Genomic DNA, 23,500 nt, shown 5'->3' with positions numbered 1-23,500 from the left:
GTCTATATAGATGCCCTTTAGATGGCTGAATGCAGAGTACGATGATGAAATTAACTTATGCAAGAATTTTAATGAATTAAGTTCTTTTCTCTACAATTAAAGCATAATTTTTGGGATTTTTACTCAGGATTTTTTAAATTTGTAAAACTTAATGTCTCGTTTATTTTTGTTGAGAATAGAGTTTACTCATATCGCATACTATTACCAATCTTCAAATTATTCATCAAAAAAATGATGAATGACTGGTGATTTTACTGCACAAATAATAACATACATAAATTATGTATCGAGTTTTTATATTTTACTAGTACACCGGGCGCGTAGTTTTTCACTTTCCCCCCTAAAACAAGAGTTTGCAGTGTAAGTAAAAGTAGGGGTAACTATTGTGTAGTAATGTAAAAAATAATTGTGCAACAAAGCCCAAGCGCAAATGAATTGGGACTACTTCCAATCTCTGGACAAAGAGAAATTGGTAGAAGTTGCATAAAAGTTACTCAACAAATTTTTATTTTTCAGCTATGAGTTTTTCCAACTCATCTAAAATCTTGGTAATTCGCTCTTTGTTCTGAAGATTAATTAAAGATTTCTTCCTACGTAAAAGGTTGCTGATTTCACTAAACCTCTCAATTACGATATTCTTAGGCTGGCTTTCTGATTGAGATTTAAGTTCCTTAACTTTATTCCTGATTTCGCTCAAAGATAAGTTTTTTGCAATTGCTAGCTCGATCAATTCAGTACGCAGTTGTTGTGACTTTATCTGTGCAATCGCTTGGGCTTTTGTGTACTCAATCTCCCCTCGTTGGAGTACCGACAGGATATCGTGGGGAAGATTCAGTAAAGGAAGCCGAGTAGAGCGGAAAGTCCCAGCATTGAATTTTCCGATTTGCGATAATAAAGATTCAATCTTATTAAGTTGAATCTGAACGTTCGGATTCAATTCTTGACCTCTTTGCTTAGCGTTGAAACTCTGGTGCAAAATAGATACCACTTCCTTAGTATCTTTTTCCAGGGACAGTGCTAGCAGATCTAACACAGCTTTAGTTTCTTCCACCGGATTTAAATCTTCCCTCTGTAAGTTCTCCATCAGCGCAACTTGTAGGGCTTGTGTATCATCTAGTTCATGTAAGACAATTGGTATTTCAACTAATCCAGCTTCGCGTGCTGCTCTGATGCGTCGTTCACCAGCTACCAGTTCATATTTCCCATCATCCAATAAGCGAACTATAATAGGCTCCAAGATACCATGAAGCTTAACTGACTCTATAAGTAGGTCAAGCTTGTTAGTGTCAAAGTAGCGACGTGGTTGCTTGCGAGGTAATTGGATTTGGTCAATTGGAACTGTAGTAGGGCATTGTTTAAGAAGACTACTGTGGTTAATATCAATCCTATTCAAGGATGCTACTTGGCTTAAATTTTTCGATAGCATAATACTCTCCCTAACTTTTAAGTAATAAATATAGCTATTTACACAGCTAGTATTGAGATACATCAAGTGCTAGAAACTTTTATAAGTTTCAAATTTTCCTAGCCGAGCTGTTTATATACATGAAATTACGGAATAAATATGAGGAACTTGTGAAGATAGGCAGTAATATTACTTAATTATTATTTTGTTCAGGCACTTGATGAATTAGAGCGATCGCCTGGAAATATCCAAGAGAGAGGTTGGGTGCGATAGATTCATCGAACTCCCGTTAACTTAAATCTTGCCTCCTAGATCATCTTTCCCGCTTTGCTAAATTCCCGCTTGATCGCTTCTAGCAGATCCTGCTGATGAATGACTGTATCACCTCGCTGTAATACCTGTAGACAGCAGTATTGCACCACATTCATAATGTCAGACCCAGTCAGTTCATAGGCAGAAGAAAGCTGAGTTAGATCTACTTGATCAGCTAGTTTCACCTGGGACGGAAAAGCCATTTGCCACAGTTGTAGCCTTTCTTTGGTGTTGGGCAGAGGAAATTGGATGAGCGATTGAAATCTGCGAAGAAAGGCCTCATCGATGTTGCTTTTGAAATTGGAGGAAAGGATGACCAGCCCGTCGTAGTTTTCTACTCGCTGCAATAGATAACTGACTTCTTGATTGGCGTACTTATCATGGGCATCACGTACATTGGTACGCTTACCAAACAGAGCATCAGCCTCATCGAAAAACAGAATCCAATCCTTACTTTCAGCTCGCGCGAAGAGATTGGCTAGGTTTTTTTCAGTCTCACCAATAAATTTGGAAACCACCATAGAGATGTCTATCTTATAAACATCTTTACCAGTGTATTTACCTAATAAACTGGCTGTAAGAGTTTTACCTGTACCAGGAGGTCCGTAAAATAGGGCCCGATAGCCCAACTTCAGCTTTTTTTTCATACCCCATTGATAGAGAATAGTGGGGCCATGAATAATCCAAGCTTCCAGGTCGCGAATCTGTTGTAAGGTTTGGCTATTGAGAACCAGATCCTCCCACTCCATTTCAGTGGTGATGCGCTGGGCGGGAAAACCGATGCTGAAATGGGGACGGGAAAAGTGCCCCAGGGTAAACAGGTCAATGTAATCATGATTCATGACCAGTTTACCACTCATCAGTGGTTCACCCTCTGCTGGTGGATCGAGGTAAAGCACGCGATCGCGGGCAAAGGGATGTTCCTCACTAAAAAGTTGCTGGAGATGCAAGCGTTCCCGAAGTGACTCCTTCGGAGTATCGGCAAACTGACTACTCCCGAGGATGAACAGCACTGTTTCACCAGTTGGCAGAAAACCCCTATGAGATTTGCCTCGCCAGCCACCTATCTGGGGATAGTCCCCAGCCTGGGGCAACTGCGCCATGATCAGCTGATCAAAAAAATCAGGTTGCAGATGCGGAGCTAAGGCCATCAGTAGGGTGAGTTGAGCGGCAGTATCCAATTGATGCTTGCGAATAAACCAAGTCAGGGGAGTCTCTGCGCTCAACCATTCATCCGGTAGACTAGGTATTGCAACCTTTGCCTGTCCGTTATCGCTGAAGTAAGAGTTTAAGCGCCACTGAATGACTTGAGCTAGGTAATTTAGTGCTGTTTGTAGGCTTTGGATATCAGGCGATCGCATTATGCTACGTGCAGTTTAGAGGATCTGACCAATTTTAGATTTTATAATTTTGGAAAATGGAATTGAAAGATTCAAGATTAAAAATTTAAACCGGGTTTTAGCGCGATCGTAGTTTCAACTATCGCAAAATCAACCCTGACCAAGATATTTATTTTTTAACTAATGTATCAATTTTAGTTCTGATCATCTCATTCCATAATAAATTAGATTGGTGATGGAATAAAGAGCTTAGTTTAGTCACAAACGCTAGTGAAGATGTTTCTTCAAGTAAAGCAGATCAATCTGAAGCGGTGACAATACTAGAAACAATTAGTTTTTCTGCTAACGGAAATTTAGATAAAGTTTCACAACTTTATTGAATTGTCAAAATGTAGTTGTATCAAACTAAGAAACAGACTAAAATTTATGCCGGAAACAATAGTCCAACAAAGTCAGAAATCTCTAAAGAACCTTCCAGTCCTCCACCAACCGATTAACCTCAAGATAATACAGCCAAATCCCATTCAAGAATCTATACAGCTATGGGCAAATATTTGTGACAAGAAGACTATAGAAGTTTATCAACAAGCGGCTGGTAAAACATGGGATCTTTTCAAGCAAGCGATCTCCGTTATCTTATTTTTATGCAAATTACTGATTGCTTTGATTATCTGGGTGTCCGGTATCGCTTTTCAAATGGGCCAGATTTTTCGGAATAAACTTGAGGTTGAACAACCAAATCTTGAGCAGATCATATCTACTTTGCTCGAATTCTTCCTATGGCCTGTTGCGCGTGTATACGATTGGGCTGCTTCTTTCATTAAACAATATTTGGGATGGGATAATCCTCTAACAGAGAAAGCGTCTGCAATCCAGTCGGAAAAGACAGATAGTGCTAGTGGAGCATCAATAGAAAGTTCATCTGCAAATTAAAATATTCCCATCCCGTTGGCAGAATACCTAATTTTTCAGGTAGACCTGTAGTAGGAGCAAGTTGATAGATCATTCTATCTTTCTTTAAAGAATCACTTTGCATAAAGCTTATATTCTAAATATATGATGTAGGGTGTGTTGTCGCGAAGCGCAACGCACCTTGAATTTTTAATTTCTTCAACATCGTATTTATCGGCGTCAATATCGTTTTGATCGGCGTCAATACCGTATTTGGGACATCCAATTTTTTAAATACCCAATAAATTTGTAGTGCGAACGCGAGAGCGTGTCCGTAAAGCCTGCGGCATAGCTACGCTTAGGGCGCAGCCTCCCGCAGGGAAGGACAAACGTCTCGCTCGCTGGTGTTAAAAAGCGAGCTTTCCGGCTCGCACTACGGAATATGGGTAATTTATTTTTTGTAAGTGCGATCGCTTTTGAGTCAGACACAATCACCAAAAACACAGTATAAATTTTACACAGCTAAAGGTGGATTGTCTTCACCAAAATTAGCAACTTCTACAAAACGTGCAACCGCCAAACTTTTTCTATTACTTTTAATCTTTTCAATTTCATGCAAGGTTGCTGCTGTGAGGTAACTCTCGCCACATTCAGGACAACTGATAACAGGAATATTTTCAATTACTAGTAAATCTTTACCTTTACCATAAGTTCTGGATACCTTACGAATATTTACTCCTTCGGTGCCACAAAAGTCACATTTCATATAATATTTTCTCGTCTTATAGTTGATATACTGTATGCGTGGAATTTCTGCTTTTGGGTATTATAAAACCCCGGCTTCAGTTAACGCCTGACTGAACACATCAACAAGTCCTAAGTTTCCCGCCCATTCGGTAAGATAACTATAGTCTAATCTCTCAGCTTGTAGTTTGATTATCCCTAACACATCGCGCCACTGTTTTTCTGACTGACTGCTTCTACCCCACAATAACTTTTGCAGTACCATATCTTCAGGCGACGCAACCCAGAAAGGGGAAATTCCTTCAACATCAACTAACTGTCTGCGTGTCATCTGCGAGGTAGCAAATGGCGAATTATCCATTACAATCAGGTCAGCATTAGAAATTGTTACTGTATGGGTAATGCTGAGGGTGCGTTCTCGCCCCAGTTTTATATCCTCGACTGCACCAAGAGGACAGTAAAAACCCGCAGTTTCTAATGTCTGCACCAGTGAATCAATTTGTTCTCCCTGAACCTGTATTACTAAATCTAAATTGCGTGTGGAACGGGCTTCACCGTGAATCGAACTAGCAACTCCCCCACTCACGTAGTAGGGTATATTCATCGGCTCAAACAGCAAGTGCAATTCGCCAGCCAGTGCAATGGAATCTTGAATCCAAATAGTTTCATCACCCCCTATTGGTTGAAAGTCAAGATTGAATTTCTCTCCTAGTATTGCACGAGTGTAGTGTCGGCGGATTTCTGTAAGCGGTGCATTGCGATCGCGCATTTTTACGCCAGCAAGGGATAGTTTCTTGACTCCCCTGTCATGGGCGGCGAACATTTCTATCCTTTGTTTGAGGCATAATTGGCGTAATCGGGTAAACAGGTAGATATCTGCGTCGATGCTGATGTCGGATGCTTGCGCTCTATAACCTGGTTTAATGGTAATTGTGGTTATGTTGCTGGAAGGTATTTTTTCCATTCTATTGTTTGAGAAACAAGGCAGAAAAAGGAAAGCTAATGTACTATTTACTATCATCCAGGCAAAATTTGTGGGGATTTTTGAGAATAAATACACCGTTTTCCTTAATTAAGTCACCTGTGCAGTAAATTGGCAAGCGTTCTTGATAAGCTTTAAGTGCCAGGATGTAGTCACGGTCAACTAATTCTGTATGAATGGGGCGCAGTTTATTAACAACAATACCCAGCAGGGTGATTTCGCCACTGAGTTTATCGGCGTTGGGTGTGGCGATGTGCCCTTACGTGTCAACTTAACGCGAAACCCAGTTACCGCAAGGAACTGAAGTTCCTTGCTAATAGTAAAAGTCATCGTCAGATTCCTAAATATCCTCAAAATCTTGAGTCTACTTCAGTAGGGGCGGGTTTACAGATCATTGGTGTCAACTTAAGTCAAAACGCTTATTCCACAGGCATTTTACCCCACCCCTCAATCCCCTCCCCGTTTACGGGGAGGGGACGTTTTGCGTCAGCAAAACTGGGGTGGGGTAGCGCGGATCTTGGTGGTACGTGATTTTGTATCAAATCATATCCAGGCAAGGGTTTCACGTTAAGTTGACACCAATGGTTTACAGATATGCTCCAATAATTCACGACTATCTCGCTTAACCCGCCCCTACTTGGACTTTGTCCCTTGGAATTCATTCCCAGGCGGGTGACTCATCCATAGAGAAGGCGATCGCATTTGTGACCAACTAGATCGGGTTGTTTATCAACGAGTACTCATCCATAGAGAAGGCGATCGCATTTGTAACCAACCAGATCGGGTTGTCTATCAATGAGATCTCATCCATAGAGAACCTCAACTCCTTCATAACCAACTAGATCGGGTTGTCTATCAATGAGATCTCATTCATTGAGAACCCGATCTCATTTGTCACCAAGGAGTTGAGGTTAAGGGGAAAAAGGGGAAAGGGGACAGAAAAACCTTTAACCTTTAACCATGACGAATTCTTGCAATGCTGCTACTAGTCGATCAATATGCGTTGCTTGATGCGTCGCCATTGCAGATATCCTAATTCGGCTGGTGGGTACTGTGGGCGGGCGTATGGCTGGGGCGAAAATTCCGGCATCTTTTAAATATTTACCTGCTTTTAAGGCATCTGCGGCGGTTGGCAATTGAAAACATATTATAGGTGATTCGGAAGGTAGTAGTTTTAATTCCGATACCTGTTGTTGCATTAATTTTTTTAGGTAATCTACATTCTCCCACAATTGAGTACGGCGTTGTGGTTCTTGTTGTACTATCTCAATGGCGGCTAAGGCTGCGGCTGTGTCTGCGGGTGAAAGAGCTGTGGTGTAAATCCAAGTGGGGGCGCGATTGCGTAAGAAGTCAATTAAGGTGGCGCTTCCGGCGACGTATCCGCCTAAACTACCCAAGGCTTTACTTAATGTGCCGATTTGAATTAATTGCTTTCCGGTACAGTTAAAGTGTTCAACACAACCTGCGCCAGTTTTACCCATGACTCCTGTTGCATGGGCTTCATCTACTAGGAGCATACAGCTAAATTCTGCTGCTATATCTATTAATGTAGGTAAAGGACATAAATCGCCATCCATGCTGAAAACGCTATCGGTGAGGATTAAGCAGCGACGGTAATTTTGTCTTTGCTCAATTAACTGGTTTCGTAAAGCTGTAACATCACAGTGGGGATATTCGAGAATTGCTGCACCACTGAGAATTGCGCCATTTTTCAGGCTGGAATGATTGTACTGGTCAGAGAGGATTAAATCGCGCTTACCTACCAATGCGGCGATCGCACCTAAATTCGCTAAATACCCTGAACTAAATACTAATGCATCTTCGGTTTGTTTCAAAGATGCGATCGCTTTTTCTAATTTTCTGTGTAATTCCCGATTTCCACTAAGTAATCTAGAACCTGTGCTTCCTGTGCCAAATTCTTGAGTAGCTGCAACCCCGGCTGTAATTAAACGTTGATCCCCTGCTAATCCTAAGTAGTCATTGCTGGCAAAATTTATTACTTCCCGCCCTTCTAACAACACAGTAGCACCGCATCGCCCATCAATCGTTTGGACTGAGCGATACCAATCCGCCCGATGTATAGTTTCCAAAGACTGCTCTAGCCAAGCATAAGGATCTATGGGCATTATGAATTAGAGGCACAAGGAGGACAAGGGGGACAAGGAGGACAAGGAGGACAAATTACCAATGACAAATGACAAATGACCATTGACTATTAACCAATTTGTTCGCTACTACTAAGATGAGCGATCGCTTGTTTAATCCAGTCTTCTACATAAGCATCTTTAGGGAGTCCAATATCTTCGCTAACTACGTGTAAGGCGTGGCTGACTTCGTTGGCGGTATAGCCTAAAGCAAACAGTGTCATTTGCACTTCTTCGAGAATACCTGGTGCTGGCCCGCCTGTGGCGACGAAGAAGCCTGCTGATTTGCGCCACTCGATTAATTTGCTTTTGAGTTCTAAACAAATACGTTCGGCGGTTTTCTTACCCACACCTGGGGCTTGAATGAGAATTTGAATATTCGCCGCGATAATTGCTTGGACTAAATCTGGTAGTTCTAAGGTGTCTAACAGGGTAATCGCTAAAGCCGCACCAATACCGCTAACACTTTGCAAGTGGCGAAATAAGTCCCGTTCGGCTGGGGAAGAAAAGCCATACAATAAGGGCACTTCTTCCCGAACTTGGTAGTGGGTAAAGATTTGCACTACTCCCCCCGACTCTGGTAAAGACTTTGTTAGCCGTTGGGGAATTTGCAAATCATACCCGATGTTATTAACCTCAAGAGTCAGTATGACGCGATTACTGCTTATTGTTTGAACACCAGCAACGATACCTTTGAGATAACTAATCATTCTAAGAATCCAAAATATTTTAAGCCTTCGAGAATGCCACCAGCACAAAAATTTTGCGCTAGGTAACGGTAGTCAGCCGGATGCTCATTATGCCACTGAAGTAATTCAGGGCGAGCATTACCAACAATGATTCCCCGTTCGTCGCCTACAGCAAATAAAGCAATATCATTACCCGAATCGCCACAGACAACAGTTTGTTCGGCTGCAAATTTCCACTTTTGACGTAAAAATTGCATTGCCTGACCTTTATCGCTGGAAAGGGGAACAATGTCAAGATCAATTCCGCTACTATAGATTAACTTTTTCTGTAAATTATGTTTTTGTAACTCTAACTCAAGTTGCGATAAAACTCCAGGTGCTTCAGATTGTTGTAAGAAAAAGCTAACTTTAAAGGGGCGCTGTTCTGAATCTGGTTGCAAAATTAACTCAGGGTATTTTGCAGTTATTGATAGTATCAATTCGCGATTCCATCCGGGGGAAAGGATTTGAGACCAACCTGCATCTGGTGTATCACTCCCATCAAGGTAAATTTCCGTACCTACAGATAATACCAGTGCATCTGGTTGTAAAAGATTTTTTGCGATTTGTAATTCTCGGTAAAGTTTAGGCGATCGCCCGGTAGAATAGACTATTTTAGTACCATATGCTTGGCGATGTTGCTGTAGGCGATCGCTTAACTCTCTAAGAGCATCATCATTACCAGCGTCATGATCTACAAAAGTATGATCTAAATCAGATACAAATAAAAAATTAGTCATAGCAACTCCTTGTTTGAACCGAGGTCTGTTACGAAACGTAAATATACCTGAAAGCTTCACCAATGACAAATAACTTCAGAAAGGTAAAGCGCTCAAACTAGGAAAAATAAATTTTCCCTCTCGCTCGGTTTAGCGCAACTATCTTAAGGATGAAATATCAAAAAAACATGGATTTATATTAAGTAGGCGCAAGAAATAGGAAAATTATATGAAACTGAGCAAAAGCGAAAAAATGGGCAACGTAACTACCTCAATCACTATTACCAATCGAATTGATCAAATACTTGCAGAAAGAGGATTTATTCCCCCAGAGCAAATACGCACAATTACCTTACATGATGTTTTAGTTAACATATGTGCAACAAGACTGTGCTTACCTAAAAATATTATTTTCGATTTAGGATTACCTTTTCAAGGGGAAGTAGATGTAAAAATAGCTACAGGAGTACAAAAAGCTCTGATTTTTAAAATGTTAAATCTTTCTGTTGAGGGAAGAGAAGGGACATTTAATTGTATTGAATTACCAGAAGGTTCTGATCCCTTATTAGGATTAATACCTTTAGAAGATTTAGGATTAGAACCCGATTTACAAAATCAGAAATTGCGAGTTTTGCCAGTAGAAGGAAAAGATACTTATTTGATGGTTTTGTAAATAGTCAATGGTCAATAGTCAATAGTCAATGGTCAATGGTCAGTTGTCTTCCCCATCCTCCTTTTCCTCCTTGTCTCCCTTGTCCCTCTCATCCTCACTTCAGCAAGCAAATGTGTGATTGTCCATCCTTCAGACATTCATAGGCTATTTGTTTACCATCCTTTGACCAAACTGGATGTGAATCTTTACCTTGATTTGTTGTTAGTCGAGTTTGTTCAGAACCATCAGCATTCATGATATAAATATCTAAGTTGCCATCACGATTAGATTCAAAGGCAATTTGTTTACCATCCGGCGACCAAGCAGGATTTTGCGAGATTCCTTGGTCTGTAAGTTGAGTATTACCAGAACCATCAGCATTAATTACATAAATGTAACCATTATTCTTGGAAGGTTCAGGAGTTGAATGGTAAGCAATCTTTTGACTATCGGGTGACCAGACTGCACCAGCATTACTATTTGGGTCATTAGTTAAGCGAATTTGACCAGAACCATCAGCATTCATCACATAGATTTCTTCATTACCATCACGATCAGAAATGAAAGTAATTTTTTTCCCATCTGGTGACCAAGAAAGCACTGAATCATATCCCGGATTATTAGTGATTCTCGTAATATTAGAACCATCAGCATTCATCGTGTAGATTTCATAATCATTATTTTCCCGACGCGAACCAAAAGCAATTTTTTTGCCATCAGGTGACCATACATAAGGGTAATCACCTGCTGGATTTTTCGTTAAATTAGTTTGATTGGAACCGTCAGGATTCATCACGTAAACTTCCGGGTTGCGATCGCGTCCAGAGAGAAAGGCAATTTTATTACCATCAGGTGACCAGATAGGAGAGCGATCCTTGACTTTATTATTAGTAAGATTCTTCAGTTTTGAACCATCAGCATTCATCACATAAATTTCTTCATTACCAGGATTGTCCAAACTCATAAAAGCTATCTGCTTACCATCGGGTGACCACTGCGGTTCTTCGGCTAGTTGAATTTTGGGAGTTAAATCGGTTACGGTTTTTTGGGTAATAGGAGATTTTTTGGCAGAGATTTCAGCTTTCACATCTGTAAAATTCTGACCAGCACAACTGCTAAGGCTAAGTATCATTCCTAAGAATAAAGACCAGCGGATAGGGTGGTTATTTAGATTACACATTATTCTTCACTAATTTAAAATTACAATATTTGTTCTGTTGATGATGTGTTGGTTACACTTAATTATCTTGACTGTTTAAAGTTCAATTTTGTTCTCGATTTTCTCTGTGCTGATAGCTAAATTTTTTCAATAGCAAACTCAACAGTAATAGCTGAGAAAGCATCTAGCTAAACCTTAAGCATTACAACTACACACTGCAATCTGGTGATTCCGCATTTTTTCTCAATAAATTCGTAGTCAGGGCTTTATACCATTTCACTTTAATAATGATACAAATATTTGGGTAGGGGCACAGCAATGCTGTGCCCTCCGGGGAATCTATATGTATCACGATTTTCGTGAATTGGTATTAGTCCTAAATTTTAGGGATATAGTCGCTCAATACGAAACGTTATCAGAACTTACGCAAAAATTGCCAAAAAGCTTGATTTATCGAACTGCCAAGTACCTGTAGGGTGGGCATTGCCCACCATATCCGGGCTTTGGTGTGCATAAATTTATTGAGCTTACCCTATAGAAATTTTGAACGACTAGGTACTTACATGGTGTAACTTTACCAAAATTACCTGTTTAAAAACAAGCAATAAATTTATGAGTGACTTACTAAAGCGTTTGGAACATCTCTCGCCGCAAAAACGCGAACTTGTTCTGCAAAAGTTGTTAGTGCAAAAATCGGATACGATTAAAAATAAACATAAATTTCCCCGAATCGAATCCGTTAGCACTGATAAATTAATACCTTTGTCTTTTCCCCAACAAAGACTTTGGTTTCTCGACCAAATGGAAGGTAATAGTGCTGTATATAATATGGCGGCTGCGGTAGAAATCACTGGCAATTTGCAAGTATCTATCCTTGAACAAATAATTTCAGAAATCATTCAACGTCATGCCATTCTTCGGACTAACTTTAAAACCGTTGATGGTAATGCTGTCCAAATAATTACGCCTCAATTCACAATAAATATTCCAGTCATTGACTTACAAACATTGCCAGCAGCAGCACAATTTGCTGAGGTAGAACGTTTGGCGATCGCGGAACAATTAAAACCTTTTGACCTAGCAAATGATTGTTTGTTGCGAGTGACATTGTTGCATTTAGCACCAGAATCTTATGTATTGCTGGTGACAATGCATCATATTGTTTCTGATGGCTGGTCGATGGGAATATTTATTCAAGAATTCTCCACTTTATACACCGCTTTTTCGCAAAATCAACCTTCCCCACTCCCAGAATTAGCCATCCAATATGCTGATTTTGCTTATTGGCAAAGACAATGCTTGCAAGGTGAGGTATTAGAAAATCAACTCAACTACTGGCGACAGCAGTTAGCTGGTATTCCCCCCATTTTAGAATTACCTACAGACCGTCCGCGTCCGCCAGTGCAAACTTTTCAAGGTCAAAATTTATATTTTGAACTCAACCAAAATCTCACCAAACAACTAAATATCCTGTGTCAAAAGTCAGGGACAACTATGTTTATGACCCTGATGGCAGCTTTTGCAACTTTACTGTACCGCTACAGTCGCCAGTCAGATATTGTTATCGGTTCTCCTATTGCTAACCGCGATCGCCAAGAAACACATTCACTAATTGGTTTATTTGTCAATAGCCTAGTGCTGCGGACTAATTTAGAGGGAAATCCGAGTTTTGCAGAATTACTGCAAAGAGTCAAACAAGTGGCTTTAGATGCCTATGCTCATCAAGATGTACCTTTAGAGCGATTAGTCGAAGCTTTGCAACCAGAGCGATCGCTCTCGCATATGCCTTTGTTCCAAGTAGCATTTGCAATGCAAAATACACCGATGGGTAAATTAGAATTACCCAACTTGAGCTTAAATCTCTTAAAAATCGAAAATCGCACAGCGAAATTTGATCTGACACTATCAATGCAAGAAACCGAGTCAGGAATTTTAGGAGAATGGGAATTCAACACCGATTTATTTGATGCTACAACTATTAGCCGCATGGCAGGAAATTTCCAGACTTTGCTGGAAAATATTGTGGTTAATCCGCAACAAAGAATTGCGGAAGTATCATTATTAAATGCTAGCGAGCAGTACCAATTACTTGTAGATTGGAACAACACCGCCACTGATTATCCCCAAGGTAAATGTATTCATAATTTGTTTGAAGAGTGGGTAGAAAAAACACCAGATGCGGTGGCGGTAGTCTTTGAAAATCAGCAACTTACCTACCGAGAGTTAAACGATCGCGCCAACCAATTAGCACACCAATTGCAAACCTTGGGTGTCAAACCAGACGTATTAGTGGGGATCTGCGTTGAGCGTTCCCTAGAGATGATAGTTGGCTTATTGGGAATTCTCAAAGCTGGTGGTGCCTATGTACCTTTAGATCCTAATTATCCGAGCGATCGCTTGGCTTTTATGCTCAGTGATGCTCAATTACCAGTGTTATTGACACAACAGCGATTAGTGGAGAAATTACCAGAGCATCAAGCGATCGCAATTTGTTTGGATGCAGACTGGAACGAAATTGCCAAAAATAATAATTCTAATCCCACCAGTAAAGCTACCACTGCCAATTTAGCCTATGTAATTTATACCTCTGGATCGACAGGCAAACCAAAAGGCGTGATGGTGGAGCATACTGGGTTATGCAACTTAGTAACAGCGCAGATTCAGACTTATAACGTCCAAACTGATAGTCGTATTCTCCAGTTTGCTTCCTTTAGTTTTGACGCTTCTATTTTTGAAGTTGTGATGGCTCTGGGAACGGGTGCTAGACTTTACCTGGGAACAAAAGAATCTTTATTGCCCGGTTCATCGTTAATTGAGCTATTACAAAACTATGGCATTACCCACATCACTTTACCACCCTCAGCTTTAGCGGTCTTACCTGCCGAAGAACTCCCAGCTTTGCAAAATCTTACTGTAGCAGGAGAAGCTTGTCCTCCCGATTTGGTCGAGCGTTGGTCTTGTGGTCGCCGTTTCTTTAATGGTTACGGCCCAACAGAAGCCACTGTTTGGTCAACAATCGCAGAATGCAGCAGCCATAGCACTAACAAACCCCCCATTGGTCGTCCTATTGCGAATACGCAAATATATTTGCTCGATCAATATTTACAACCTGTACCCGTTGGTGTTCCAGGCGAACTGCATATTGGTGGTATTGGATTAGCCAGAGGTTATCTCAACCGTCCTCAGTTGACACAACAAAAATTCATTCCTCACCCTTTTAGCAATGAACCAGGAGCGCGACTTTACAAAACCGGCGATCTCGCCCGCTATTTAAGCGATGGCAACATTGAATACTTAGGACGTATCGATAATCAAGTGAAATTACGCGGCTTTCGCATTGAATTAGGAGAAATTGAAGCCTTACTCAGTCAGCATTCAGGTGTAATCCAAAATACAATTATCAACCGTGAAGATATCCCTGGTATTCAACGGTTAGTGGCTTACACAGTGCCCAATCCCGACCAAATACCAACAATTAGCGAGCTGCGACAATTCCTCAAGGAACGGCTACCTGAGTACATGGTTCCGTCAGCCTTTGTGATGTTAGATACTCTGCCTTTAACACCAAACGGCAAAATAGACCGTCGTGCATTACCTGCACCAGAATCCCGTCCTGAGTTAGCAGTCAACTTTGTCGCTCCACGTACCCCACAAGAAGAAAAGTTAGCGGCGATTTGGGCGGATGTGTTGAGATTGCAGCAAGTTGGGATTCACGATAACTTCTTTGAAATTGGTGGCGATTCTATCCTCAGCTTGCAAATTATTGCCAGAGCCAACCAAGCCGGAATTCAACTCAATATCAAGCAGTTATTTCAACATCAAACAATCGCTGAGTTGGCGGCTGTGGCAAACACGACACAGAGTATCACAGCAGAACAAGGTTTAGTTACAGGTTCGTTACCCTTAACACCGATCCAACATTGGTTTTTTGACCAGAATCTACCGCAACCAGCCCATTTTAATCAGTCGGTGTTGTTGGAAGTACCAAATGACCTGAAACCAGAAATCTTGGAATCAGCCTTGCAGCAATTATTATTGCACCACGATGCTTTACGGTTGAGATTTGTCCCAGAAGGGGAAAGTTGGTCACAAACTCACGCAGATGCTGATGCTACAGTAGCTTTAACTTATGTAGATTTGTCAGGGAAAGCTCCTCAAGCACAACAAACAGCCCTGGAAACTACCGCCGATCGGCTACACGCTAGCTTAAATCTGTCCCAACAGTTAATGCAAGCTGCTCTGTTCCACTTCGGTGCTACACAATCTGCTCGGTTGCTGATCATTGTGCATCACTTAGCTGTGGATGGTGTCTCTTGGCGAATTTTGGTAGAAGATTTATTTCATGCTTATCAGCAACTCAATCGTGGCGAAACAGTTCAGCTACCAGCCAAAACGACTTCCTTCAAAGAATGGTCGCAGCGATTGGCTGAATATAGTAACTCAAACGCACTCACAACCGAACTCGACTTTTGGTTGGCGCAGTCATCAGGCTCTACACCTTTGCCTGTAGACTATCCCCAAGCAGTTAATACTGTGGCTGACTCTGCACAAGTTTCGGTATCTCTCGATACAGAAAAAACTCGTGCCTTGCTGCAAGAAGTTCCGGCGATTTACAACACCCAAATTAACGATGTGTTGTTAACTGCTTTGGTACAAAGCTTGGCTCAATGGACTGGTGAATCTTCCTTACTCGTTGATTTGGAAGGCCACGGACGAGAAGAACTGTTTGCAGACATCGATTTATCGCGCACTGTCGGCTGGTTTACTTGCCTGTTCCCAGTAAAATTTGAATTGGCAACAGCCGATGCAGGTAAAACTTTAAAATCAATTAAAGAACAACTACGCCCTTCCCAAAAAAGGGGTATTAACTACGGTATTCTCCGTTATCTTAGCCCTAACCCCGCAATCCGTCATCAACTCACAACTGCACCCCAAGCACAAGTTAGTTTCAACTACTTGGGACAATTTGACCAAGAGTTATCGGAGTCTGGCGCTTGGAAATTGGCTCAAGAGTCTGCTGGTGCAGAACAAAGTACATTAGGCGATCGCTCTCACTTATTGGAAGTTAACGCCTTAGTAGCATCAGGTAAGTTGCAACTTAATTGGACTTATAGCCAGAACATTCACCAAAAATCTACTATTGAGGCTTTAGCTGCTAGTTTCATTAATGCACTTACATATATTATCCATCACTGTCAGTCTACTGATGTTGGCGGTTATACACCTTCAGATTTTCCCGAAGCTGAGTTAACTCAGGAATATCTGGATAACTTAGTCGCAGAAATGACAAACCGTGACACAGCCAGCCACAAGAAAAATATCGAGTCGATTTATCCCCTTTCCCCAATGCAACAGGGTATTCTCTTCCATAGCCTGTATGACCCAGAGTCCGGGGTGTATTGCGAACAGTTAAGCTGTACGCTCTACGGATCTATTAATACCACAGCGTTTGCACAAGCTTGGCAACGTGTAGTTGAGCGCCATTCGGCTTTGCGTACCTTCTTTGTTTGGGATAATCTGGATAAGCCGCATCAAGTTGTTTGCAAAACTGTCAATCTACCTTTTGTGGTTGATGACTGGCGTTCTCTATCGCCTACCCAGCAACAAGAACAACTGACAGCTTTTACCGCAGCAGATAGAAACAAGGGTTTTGAACTTAACCAAGCTCCCTTGATGCGTTGTAGTCTCATTCAAACAGCAGATGATACTTACGAATTCGTCTGGACATTCCATCATTTGCTGATAGACGGATGGTCTTTACCTATCGTGGTTCAAGAAGCTTTTGCTTTCTATGAAGCTGCGAATCAGGGGCATGATTTATATTTAAAAACACCTCGCCCCTTCCGCGATTATATAACTTGGTTGCAACAACAAGACCTTTCCCAAGCCAAAGAATTTTGGCTGCGATCGCTGCAAGGTTTTACAGCCCCAACGCCGCTCATGGTAGATAAATCTATTGTTCACAATTCCCAACAACAACAGACCTATCACGAGCAGCATCTTCAATTACCACAAGGATTAACAACTAAGCTGGAATCTCTAGCTAGACAAAATCAACTGACTCTTAACACCTTGGTACAAGGAATTTGGGCACTGTTACTCAGCCATTACAGTCATCAACAAGATGTAGTATTTGGCACAACTGTATCCGGTCGTCCCCCATCACTTGTGGGTGTAGAAACTATGGTAGGGATGTTTATCAATGCCTTACCAGTACGGGTACAAGTATTAGAAGATGATCAAATATTACCTTGGATGAAAGATTTACACACAAGGCAAGTAGAACGGGAGCAATACTCTCATACTCCCTTAGTGGAAATTCAAAGGGTGAGTGAAATAGCTAGCGGGACACCAATGTTTGAGACTAACGTCGCCTTTTATAACTACCCGGTAGATCCTGCTTTGCAAAATTCTAGTAGTGGCTTAAAAATTGCCAACATCAGTAATTATGAACGCACAAAATATCCTTTGATGTTGGTAATTATGCCTGGTGAAAATATATCTGTGGGACTAAGCTATGAAGGCAACCGCTTTACACACGATACTATTGCTAACATACTAGAAAACTTTGCCACTGTCGCCAACACAATTACCGCACAGCCTGATGCCAAGTTACAAACAATAGCAGAAATACTTGTCCAAGCAGACAAACAAAAACAACTCATTAAAGACCAACAATTAGCAGCAACAGCAATCAATAAATTGAACAAATTCAAGCGTAAATCAGCTTAATTTGCTGTAATTGCTGACCAACACTGACTTTTTCAAAAGCAGACATGCAAAGCATAATTTCTGTTCTTTAACTGTAATCATTTGCATCTCTGTCACTCTTTTCCTCTGATACCAAGTTGCTATCAAAGATAGTATCTGTCATTGTGACCGGAACGCAGTGGAGGGAAGCAATCTCATTAATCTCAAGCTACTACAACAGACCGCAACTTAGTATAAGCATCGGCACCTCTGAGTGAAACAAACAAATCTATTAACCAAAACAAATCAAAATGAACAACTTAGAATTCCCAACAAACAGCATCAAAAAACTACAAATTGGCAAACGCAAAGTAGTTGAAAAATTAGTCAACATAGAACCACTCAACTCAGATAATCCTTTACCGTTAGTTATTTCCCCTACTGTAGATGGGATTAATTTAATCAATTGGGCACAGCAAAATCGTGATTTAATTGAAACTAACTTACTGAAAAATGGTGGCATACTATTCCGAAATTTCCATGTCAATACAGTCGAAGATTTCCAAAACTTTGTGAAAGTAGCATCCACCGGAGAACTCTTAGATTACACCTATCGCTCAACGCCACGCACAGAAGTCAGCGATAAAATCTATACTTCAACTGAATATCCCGCCGATGAAATCATTCCACTACATAACGAAAATGCTTACTCTCCCGTTTATCCCATGAAGATATGGTTTTTCTGCGTAAAAGCATCAGAAATTGGCGGAGAAACACCAATTGCTGATAGCCGTAAAGTGTTTGAACGCATCAACCCGTCCATCAAAGAACGGTTTATCGAAAAGCAAGTCATGTATGTGCGAAATTATGGCGATGTCGATTTGCCTTGGCAAGAAGTTTTTCAAACCACAAATAAATCTGAGGTAGAAAGTCATTGTCGCCAGTTGGGTATTTCTTTTGAATGGACAGGAAACAATACCCTCAGAACTAGCCAAGTGTGTCCAGCTGTTGCCAAACACCCAAAAACTGGTGAAATGGTATGGTTTAACCAAGCTCATCTTTTCCATATTTCCAGCTTGAAAGCAGAAGTACGCGAATCATTATCTGCATTACTCAAAGAAGACGAGTTTCCCCGCAATGCCTATTATGGTGATGGTTCTCCTATTGAAGTTTCTGTTTTAGATGAAATCCGTGAAATATATCGCCAAGAAGCCGTTATTTATCCTTGGCAGAAAGGAGATGTCTTAATGCTGGATAATATGTTGGCTGCACATGGAAGGATGACATTCGTTGGTAAACGAAAGATTGTAGTGGCGATGGCAGAACCTTGTTGATCATTTGACCTGCCTTGAAAATAGTTTTGCAAGAGGGGGAAAGGGAAAAGGTTAAAGGGAAAGGGTTTTTTCACCAGCCGCTTTCCCCTTACCCTTTTCCCGACTTTTGCAAGAAGTCTATTCTAGGTGCGTTAGCGGCAGAACACACTCTACTGATTATGCTACCAAATGCTTATTCAGTAAGCATTTGGGAGTTTTTGTGTAAAATTTGGCGAATGGAGCATAAATTGATTTTGCTACTCCTATTAAAACATTGATGCAGGTGTCTGGCTTAAATTTACATAACTTGTATCACTAATATTTATTCATTTAATTGACGTTTTACTCTCTCAAAGGATTTCAATTTTATGCACACTGAAATGACTAATCTGATTCGCATTTCTCCTCAGCAAAAGCATTTATGGTTACAACAAAAAGATAATTATCAAGCGTACTGTTCCCAAATTGCAATTAATATCGCAGGTCATCTGCACTCCGATATTCTGAAATTAGCTTTAGTAAATATTAGCGATCGCTACGAAATATTTCGCACCGCTTTTCATTCCTTACCAGGTATGAATATCCCATTCCAATCAATTAGCGATGCTCATAAAGAAGCCTGCAATAATATTTTGCTGGCAGAATATGACTGGAGCAGTTTGAATTCTCAGGCACAACAAGCCAAAATTGATGCACTTTTTGAAGATGCCAACCTGCGAATTTTTGATTTTGAACAAGCTACAAATTTACATTTGGTTTTAAGCAAGCTAGCTACAGACAAGCATATATTGTTTATCAGCTTGCCTGCTTTATATGCAGATAATACAACACTCAATTATCTAATCTGCGAAATCGGTCGTGCTTATACAGCTTGTTTACAGGGCGAAAAACTATCAGATGATGTCATGCAATATGCAGATGTATCTGAATGGCTGAATGAATTATTAGAATCAGAGGATACAGAAACAGCTAGAAATTATTGGCAGCAACAAGATATTTCTGCTGTGTTAAATTTACGAATTCCTTTTGAAAACAAAAATGCCACTCAGTCATCTGAAAAAATTAGCTTTATACCTCAATCGCTCCGTTTGGAGATGAATCGCGATACGGTAGAAAAACTAGAAATTTTGCAGGAAAATTATAATAGTTCAACTGAAGCAATTTTATTAGCTTGTTGGCAATTGCTACTGTGGCGTTTAAGCGGTCAGTCGGAAATTGTAATTGGGGCGGCTGGTGATGGACGTGAATATGAGGAATTAAAAGAAGTTATTGGACTTTTAACTAAATACTTGCCGATTCATTCCCGCTTAGAGGATGTTTTAAAATTCTCAGAACTGATGGAAAGAGTTTCTGAGTCTTTGCGGTTTGTTAAAAAGTGGCAAGAGTATTTTGACTGGGAGAATCTCATCTCTACCAATGATAAATTTGCTGCTCGTCCTTTTTTCCCTTTCTGTTTTGATTTCACACCACAGTCACAGAGCTATGTAAATGGGGATATTGCTTTTTCGGAATATAAAAAATCTGCCAACATCGACAAATTCCAAATTAAGCTTTCTAGCGGTTATAGACAGGATAATTTGGTTGTAAATTTTGATTACGATTCCAGCTTATTTTCAGAGAATAGTATCAAAATTATTGCCGAACAATATCTGACATTAATAGCAAGTGTCACTTATAATCCAGAAGCAGCGATCGCGGATTTAAATATGATCGGTGAAAGCGATCGCCAAAAATTATTGATTGATTTTAACAATACAAAAACAGAATTCCCCCAAGATAAATGTATTCATGAATTATTTGCTGCACAAGTAGAACGCACTCCCAACAACATCGCCGTTGAATTCAATCACGAATCTCTTACTTATGCACAACTAAACGCCAAATCCAACCAGCTAGCGCATCACCTCCAAAAGTTAGGAGTAAAACCAGAAGTATTGGTAGGAATTTGTGTAGAACGTTCCTTAGATATGCTGATTGGTATCCTGGGTATTCTCAAAGCTGGTGGTGCATATATACCATTCGATCCCACCTATCCCCAAGAACGATTGGGATTTATGTTAGAAGATGCTCAAATTCCCATTTTGTTAACGCAACAAAAACTGGTAGATAAATTTGTTGAACATAATACCCAGATAATTTGTCTCGATCGAGACTTACCAGAAAATGCCACACTCAGCATTGACAACCCTGTCAGTAATGTCACACCGGAAAATTTGGCTTATATCATCTACACCTCTGGTTCTACAGGAAAACCCAAGGGAACGATGATTACCCACAAAGGCTTAGTTAATTATCTGAGTTGGTGTACAAATGCTTATGAGATCGCCCAAGGTTACGGTGCGCCAGTACAATCTTCCATCGGTTTTGACGCTACAATTACCAGCTTATTCTCACCGTTATTAGTCGGAAAAAGGGTTGTATTATTGCCTGAGAAGGAAGAAATTGAAGCTTTGTCTGCACTTTTACAATCTGATCAAAACTATAGCTTGGTGAAAATTACACCAGCACACCTAGAAATGCTCAATCAGATGTTACCTAACCACGAAGGTGTTACGGAAACGAGAGCATTAATTATCGGTGGCGAAGCATTATTGGGTAAAAGCTTGAAGTTTTGGCGCGATAATGCCCCAAATACCAGAATCATTAACGAATATGGCCCCACTGAAACAGTTGTTGGTTGTTGTGTTTATGAAGTGGATGAGCAAACTTCTTTATCAGGTGCAATTTTAATCGGTCGTCCCATTGCGAATACTCAACTTTATTTGCTAGATGACAATCAAAAACTTCTACCAATTGGTGTTCCTGGCGAACTATATATTGGTGGTGCAGGAGTAGCTAGGGGTTATCTCAATCGTCCAGAATTAACACAACAGCGATTTATCCCTAATCCTTTTAGCGATGAACCTAATTCTCGCCTATACAAAACAGGTGATTTAGCAAGATATTTACCTGATGGTAATATTGAGTACCTCGGACGCATTGACCATCAAGTGAAAATTCGTGGTTTCCGCATTGAATTAGAAGAAATTGAGTCTTTGCTGGCGCAACATCCCCTAGTAAATGCTGTGACTGCGATCGCGAGAGAAGACCAACCTGGAGACAAGCGTTTGGTAGGTTATATTGTGCCAAAACAGCCAGCGCCCACGAGTAGTGAACTGCGCCAATTTTTACAGTCCAAGTTACCGGAATACATGATCCCCTCTGCCTTTGTGATGCTAGAGGTCATCCCTCTCACCACTCATGGTAAGGTAGACCGTCAAGCCTTACCGCAACCAGATACATCTCGTTTGGATGAACTAAAAGTAGAATTTATCGCACCACGCGATCGCTTAGAACTAAAATTAGCCAATATCTGGGAAAATCTGCTCAATGTCCATCCTGTAGGCATCAATGATAGCTTTTTTGAACTCGGTGGTCACTCTCTGCTAGCTGTGCGCTTAATGGCTCATATTAACCAAGAGTTTGGTAAAAACTTAGCCTTAGCCACACTTTTCCAAAATCCCACAATCGAAAAATTGGCTAATCTGCTTCGCCAAGCATCAGAAATTTCATCTTGGTCTCCCTTAGTAGAAATTCAAACAGGTAATTCCCAATATCCTTTCTTCTGCTTACCTGGAGGCGGTGGTAATGTCCTTTATTTACATGATTTGGCGCGTGATTTAGGTGAAAATCAAACATTTTACGGCTTGCAAGCACCGGGTTTAAATGGAGAATCTGCACCATTAACTACTGTTGAAGAAATGGCGGCTTATTACATCCCGGCGATACAAACAGTGCAGCCTGAAGGGCCATATTTTCTCGGCGGTCACTCCTTTGGGGGTATTGTGGCCTATGAAATAGCTCAACAGTTAGTCAAATCAGGACATGAGGTGGCTTTAGTGGCGATTTTAGACGCTCCCGCCCCAGTTGCTAGTGACAAACCTATATATATTGATGTTGATGATGCAAGCAGACTGACCGAAACTGCTCGCCTAATTGAACGTTGGGCAGGTAAGAGCTTAAATATCAGCTATGAAATACTCCAGCCGCTAGAACTCGACGCACAATTGGAATATTTCAAGGAACAATTAATCGCCGTTGGTTTACTCCCTGCGGGTACTGATACAAAGCAAGTGCGTGGTTTGGTGCAAGTGTTCGAGGCAAATCTACAAGCTAGTATCAAATATTCACCCCAGGAAATTTATCCACATCGCCTGACACTGCTGCGGGCTAAGGAAGTGAATGCAGAAGATGTGGGACTTTTAACTGAGTTGCGCCAAGACTCCGCTTGGGGATGGAGTGAGTTTTCGGCTCAAAACGTCAATATTCACGTTGTTCCAGGCGACCATCTGACGATGATGACTCAACCCCACATCTCATCTGTAGCAGATCAACTCAGAATCTGTATTGAGCAAGCACATGTAGGTTCATGAGGAGTCTTG

General features: G+C 40.9%; 13 protein-coding genes. 5 read left to right on the top strand and 8 right to left on the bottom strand.

What is annotated here, in order from left to right; all coding sequences use genetic code 11:
• Window positions 1-505: 505 nt before the first annotated feature.
• Complete coding sequence (locus tag AACU32_RS15010) at window positions 506-1,426, bottom strand: ParB/RepB/Spo0J family partition protein (RefSeq protein WP_339377909.1); 921 nt, start codon at window positions 1,424-1,426, stop codon at window positions 506-508.
• Between the two features lie 287 nt (window positions 1,427-1,713).
• Window positions 1,714-3,078: an ATP-binding protein gene (locus AACU32_RS15005; protein ID WP_096600737.1), complete on the bottom strand. Its 1,365-nt coding sequence runs from the start codon at window positions 3,076-3,078 to the stop codon at window positions 1,714-1,716.
• A 405-nt stretch (window positions 3,079-3,483) separates the two neighbouring features.
• Here AACU32_RS15005 and AACU32_RS15000 point away from each other — a divergent pair, with 405 nt between their 5' ends.
• Complete coding sequence (locus AACU32_RS15000) at window positions 3,484-3,990, top strand: hypothetical protein (protein ID WP_096600736.1); 507 nt, start codon at window positions 3,484-3,486, stop codon at window positions 3,988-3,990.
• Window positions 3,991-4,462: 472 nt separating this feature from the next.
• On the opposite strand, the gene AACU32_RS14995 is transcribed toward AACU32_RS15000, so the two are convergent.
• The 5 genes from AACU32_RS14995 to AACU32_RS14975 all read right to left on the bottom strand — a co-directional run bounded on the left by AACU32_RS14995 (window position 4,463) and on the right by AACU32_RS14975 (window position 9,286).
• A complete protein-coding gene (locus AACU32_RS14995) occupies window positions 4,463-4,714 on the bottom strand; it encodes a type II toxin-antitoxin system MqsA family antitoxin (RefSeq protein WP_096600734.1) in 252 nt (83 codons plus the stop codon).
• A gap of 60 nt (window positions 4,715-4,774) precedes the next feature.
• Complete coding sequence (locus AACU32_RS14990) at window positions 4,775-5,656, bottom strand: hypothetical protein (RefSeq protein WP_096600732.1); 882 nt, start codon at window positions 5,654-5,656, stop codon at window positions 4,775-4,777.
• A 965-nt stretch (window positions 5,657-6,621) separates the two neighbouring features.
• Entirely contained in the window at window positions 6,622-7,800 is a 1,179-nt protein-coding gene (bioF, locus tag AACU32_RS14985; RefSeq protein ID WP_096600728.1) for an 8-amino-7-oxononanoate synthase, read from the bottom strand.
• Window positions 7,801-7,889: 89 nt separating this feature from the next.
• Entirely contained in the window at window positions 7,890-8,528 is a 639-nt protein-coding gene (gene ruvA, locus AACU32_RS14980) for a Holliday junction branch migration protein RuvA (RefSeq protein WP_096600726.1), read from the bottom strand.
• Window positions 8,525-9,286: a sucrose-phosphate phosphatase gene (locus tag AACU32_RS14975; RefSeq protein ID WP_096600724.1), complete on the bottom strand. Its 762-nt coding sequence runs from the start codon at window positions 9,284-9,286 to the stop codon at window positions 8,525-8,527. Before AACU32_RS14975 ends, ruvA begins: the two co-directional genes overlap by 4 nt.
• Before the next feature lie 208 nt (window positions 9,287-9,494).
• Here AACU32_RS14975 and AACU32_RS14970 point away from each other — a divergent pair, with 208 nt between their 5' ends.
• Window positions 9,495-9,938, top strand: a complete 444-nt coding sequence (locus AACU32_RS14970) for an aspartyl protease (RefSeq protein WP_096600722.1) — start codon at window positions 9,495-9,497, stop codon at window positions 9,936-9,938.
• A gap of 94 nt (window positions 9,939-10,032) precedes the next feature.
• On the opposite strand, the gene AACU32_RS14965 is transcribed toward AACU32_RS14970, so the two are convergent.
• Window positions 10,033-11,097, bottom strand: coding sequence for a DPP IV N-terminal domain-containing protein (locus tag AACU32_RS14965; RefSeq protein WP_096600720.1), 1,065 nt, complete (start codon window positions 11,095-11,097; stop codon window positions 10,033-10,035).
• Window positions 11,098-11,688: 591 nt separating this feature from the next.
• On the opposite strand from AACU32_RS14965, the gene AACU32_RS14960 reads away from it, so the two are divergent.
• The 3 genes from AACU32_RS14960 to AACU32_RS14950 all read left to right on the top strand — a co-directional run bounded on the left by AACU32_RS14960 (window position 11,689) and on the right by AACU32_RS14950 (window position 23,491).
• Window positions 11,689-17,808, top strand: a complete 6,120-nt coding sequence (locus AACU32_RS14960) for an amino acid adenylation domain-containing protein (protein WP_339377908.1) — start codon at window positions 11,689-11,691, stop codon at window positions 17,806-17,808.
• 269 nt (window positions 17,809-18,077) lie between these two features.
• Complete coding sequence (locus AACU32_RS14955) at window positions 18,078-19,100, top strand: TauD/TfdA family dioxygenase (protein WP_096600718.1); 1,023 nt, start codon at window positions 18,078-18,080, stop codon at window positions 19,098-19,100.
• Window positions 19,101-19,447: 347 nt separating this feature from the next.
• Window positions 19,448-23,491 (top strand): non-ribosomal peptide synthetase, encoded by a 4,044-nt coding sequence (locus AACU32_RS14950; RefSeq protein ID WP_096600714.1) that lies wholly within the window; start codon window positions 19,448-19,450, stop codon window positions 23,489-23,491.
• Window positions 23,492-23,500: the final 9 nt, after the last annotated feature.

The organism is Calothrix sp. NIES-2100 (assembly GCF_963875285.1).
In the GTDB taxonomy this organism is placed as follows: Bacteria; Cyanobacteriota; Cyanobacteriia; order Cyanobacteriales; family Nostocaceae; genus Aulosira.
This window is presented reverse-complemented; position numbering and strand designations above follow the sequence as displayed.

Excerpts from the sequence above, each read along its gene's own strand:
- AACU32_RS15010 (WP_339377909.1), bottom strand. The coding sequence starts at position 1,426 with ATGCTATCGAAAAATTTAAGCCAAGTAGCATCCTTGAATAGGATTGAT.
- AACU32_RS15005 (WP_096600737.1), bottom strand. The coding sequence starts at position 3,078 with ATGCGATCGCCTGATATCCAAAGCCTACAAACAGCACTAAATTACCTA.
- AACU32_RS15000 (WP_096600736.1), top strand. The coding sequence starts at position 3,484 with ATGCCGGAAACAATAGTCCAACAAAGTCAGAAATCTCTAAAGAACCTT.
- AACU32_RS14995 (WP_096600734.1), bottom strand. The coding sequence starts at position 4,714 with ATGAAATGTGACTTTTGTGGCACCGAAGGAGTAAATATTCGTAAGGTA.
- AACU32_RS14990 (WP_096600732.1), bottom strand. The coding sequence starts at position 5,656 with ATGGAAAAAATACCTTCCAGCAACATAACCACAATTACCATTAAACCA.
- bioF (WP_096600728.1), bottom strand. The coding sequence starts at position 7,800 with ATGCCCATAGATCCTTATGCTTGGCTAGAGCAGTCTTTGGAAACTATA.
- ruvA (WP_096600726.1), bottom strand. The coding sequence starts at position 8,528 with ATGATTAGTTATCTCAAAGGTATCGTTGCTGGTGTTCAAACAATAAGC.
- AACU32_RS14975 (WP_096600724.1), bottom strand. The coding sequence starts at position 9,286 with ATGACTAATTTTTTATTTGTATCTGATTTAGATCATACTTTTGTAGAT.
- AACU32_RS14970 (WP_096600722.1), top strand. The coding sequence starts at position 9,495 with ATGAAACTGAGCAAAAGCGAAAAAATGGGCAACGTAACTACCTCAATC.
- AACU32_RS14965 (WP_096600720.1), bottom strand. The coding sequence starts at position 11,097 with ATGTGTAATCTAAATAACCACCCTATCCGCTGGTCTTTATTCTTAGGA.
- AACU32_RS14960 (WP_339377908.1), top strand. The coding sequence starts at position 11,689 with ATGAGTGACTTACTAAAGCGTTTGGAACATCTCTCGCCGCAAAAACGC.
- AACU32_RS14955 (WP_096600718.1), top strand. The coding sequence starts at position 18,078 with ATGAACAACTTAGAATTCCCAACAAACAGCATCAAAAAACTACAAATT.
- AACU32_RS14950 (WP_096600714.1), top strand. The coding sequence starts at position 19,448 with ATGCACACTGAAATGACTAATCTGATTCGCATTTCTCCTCAGCAAAAG.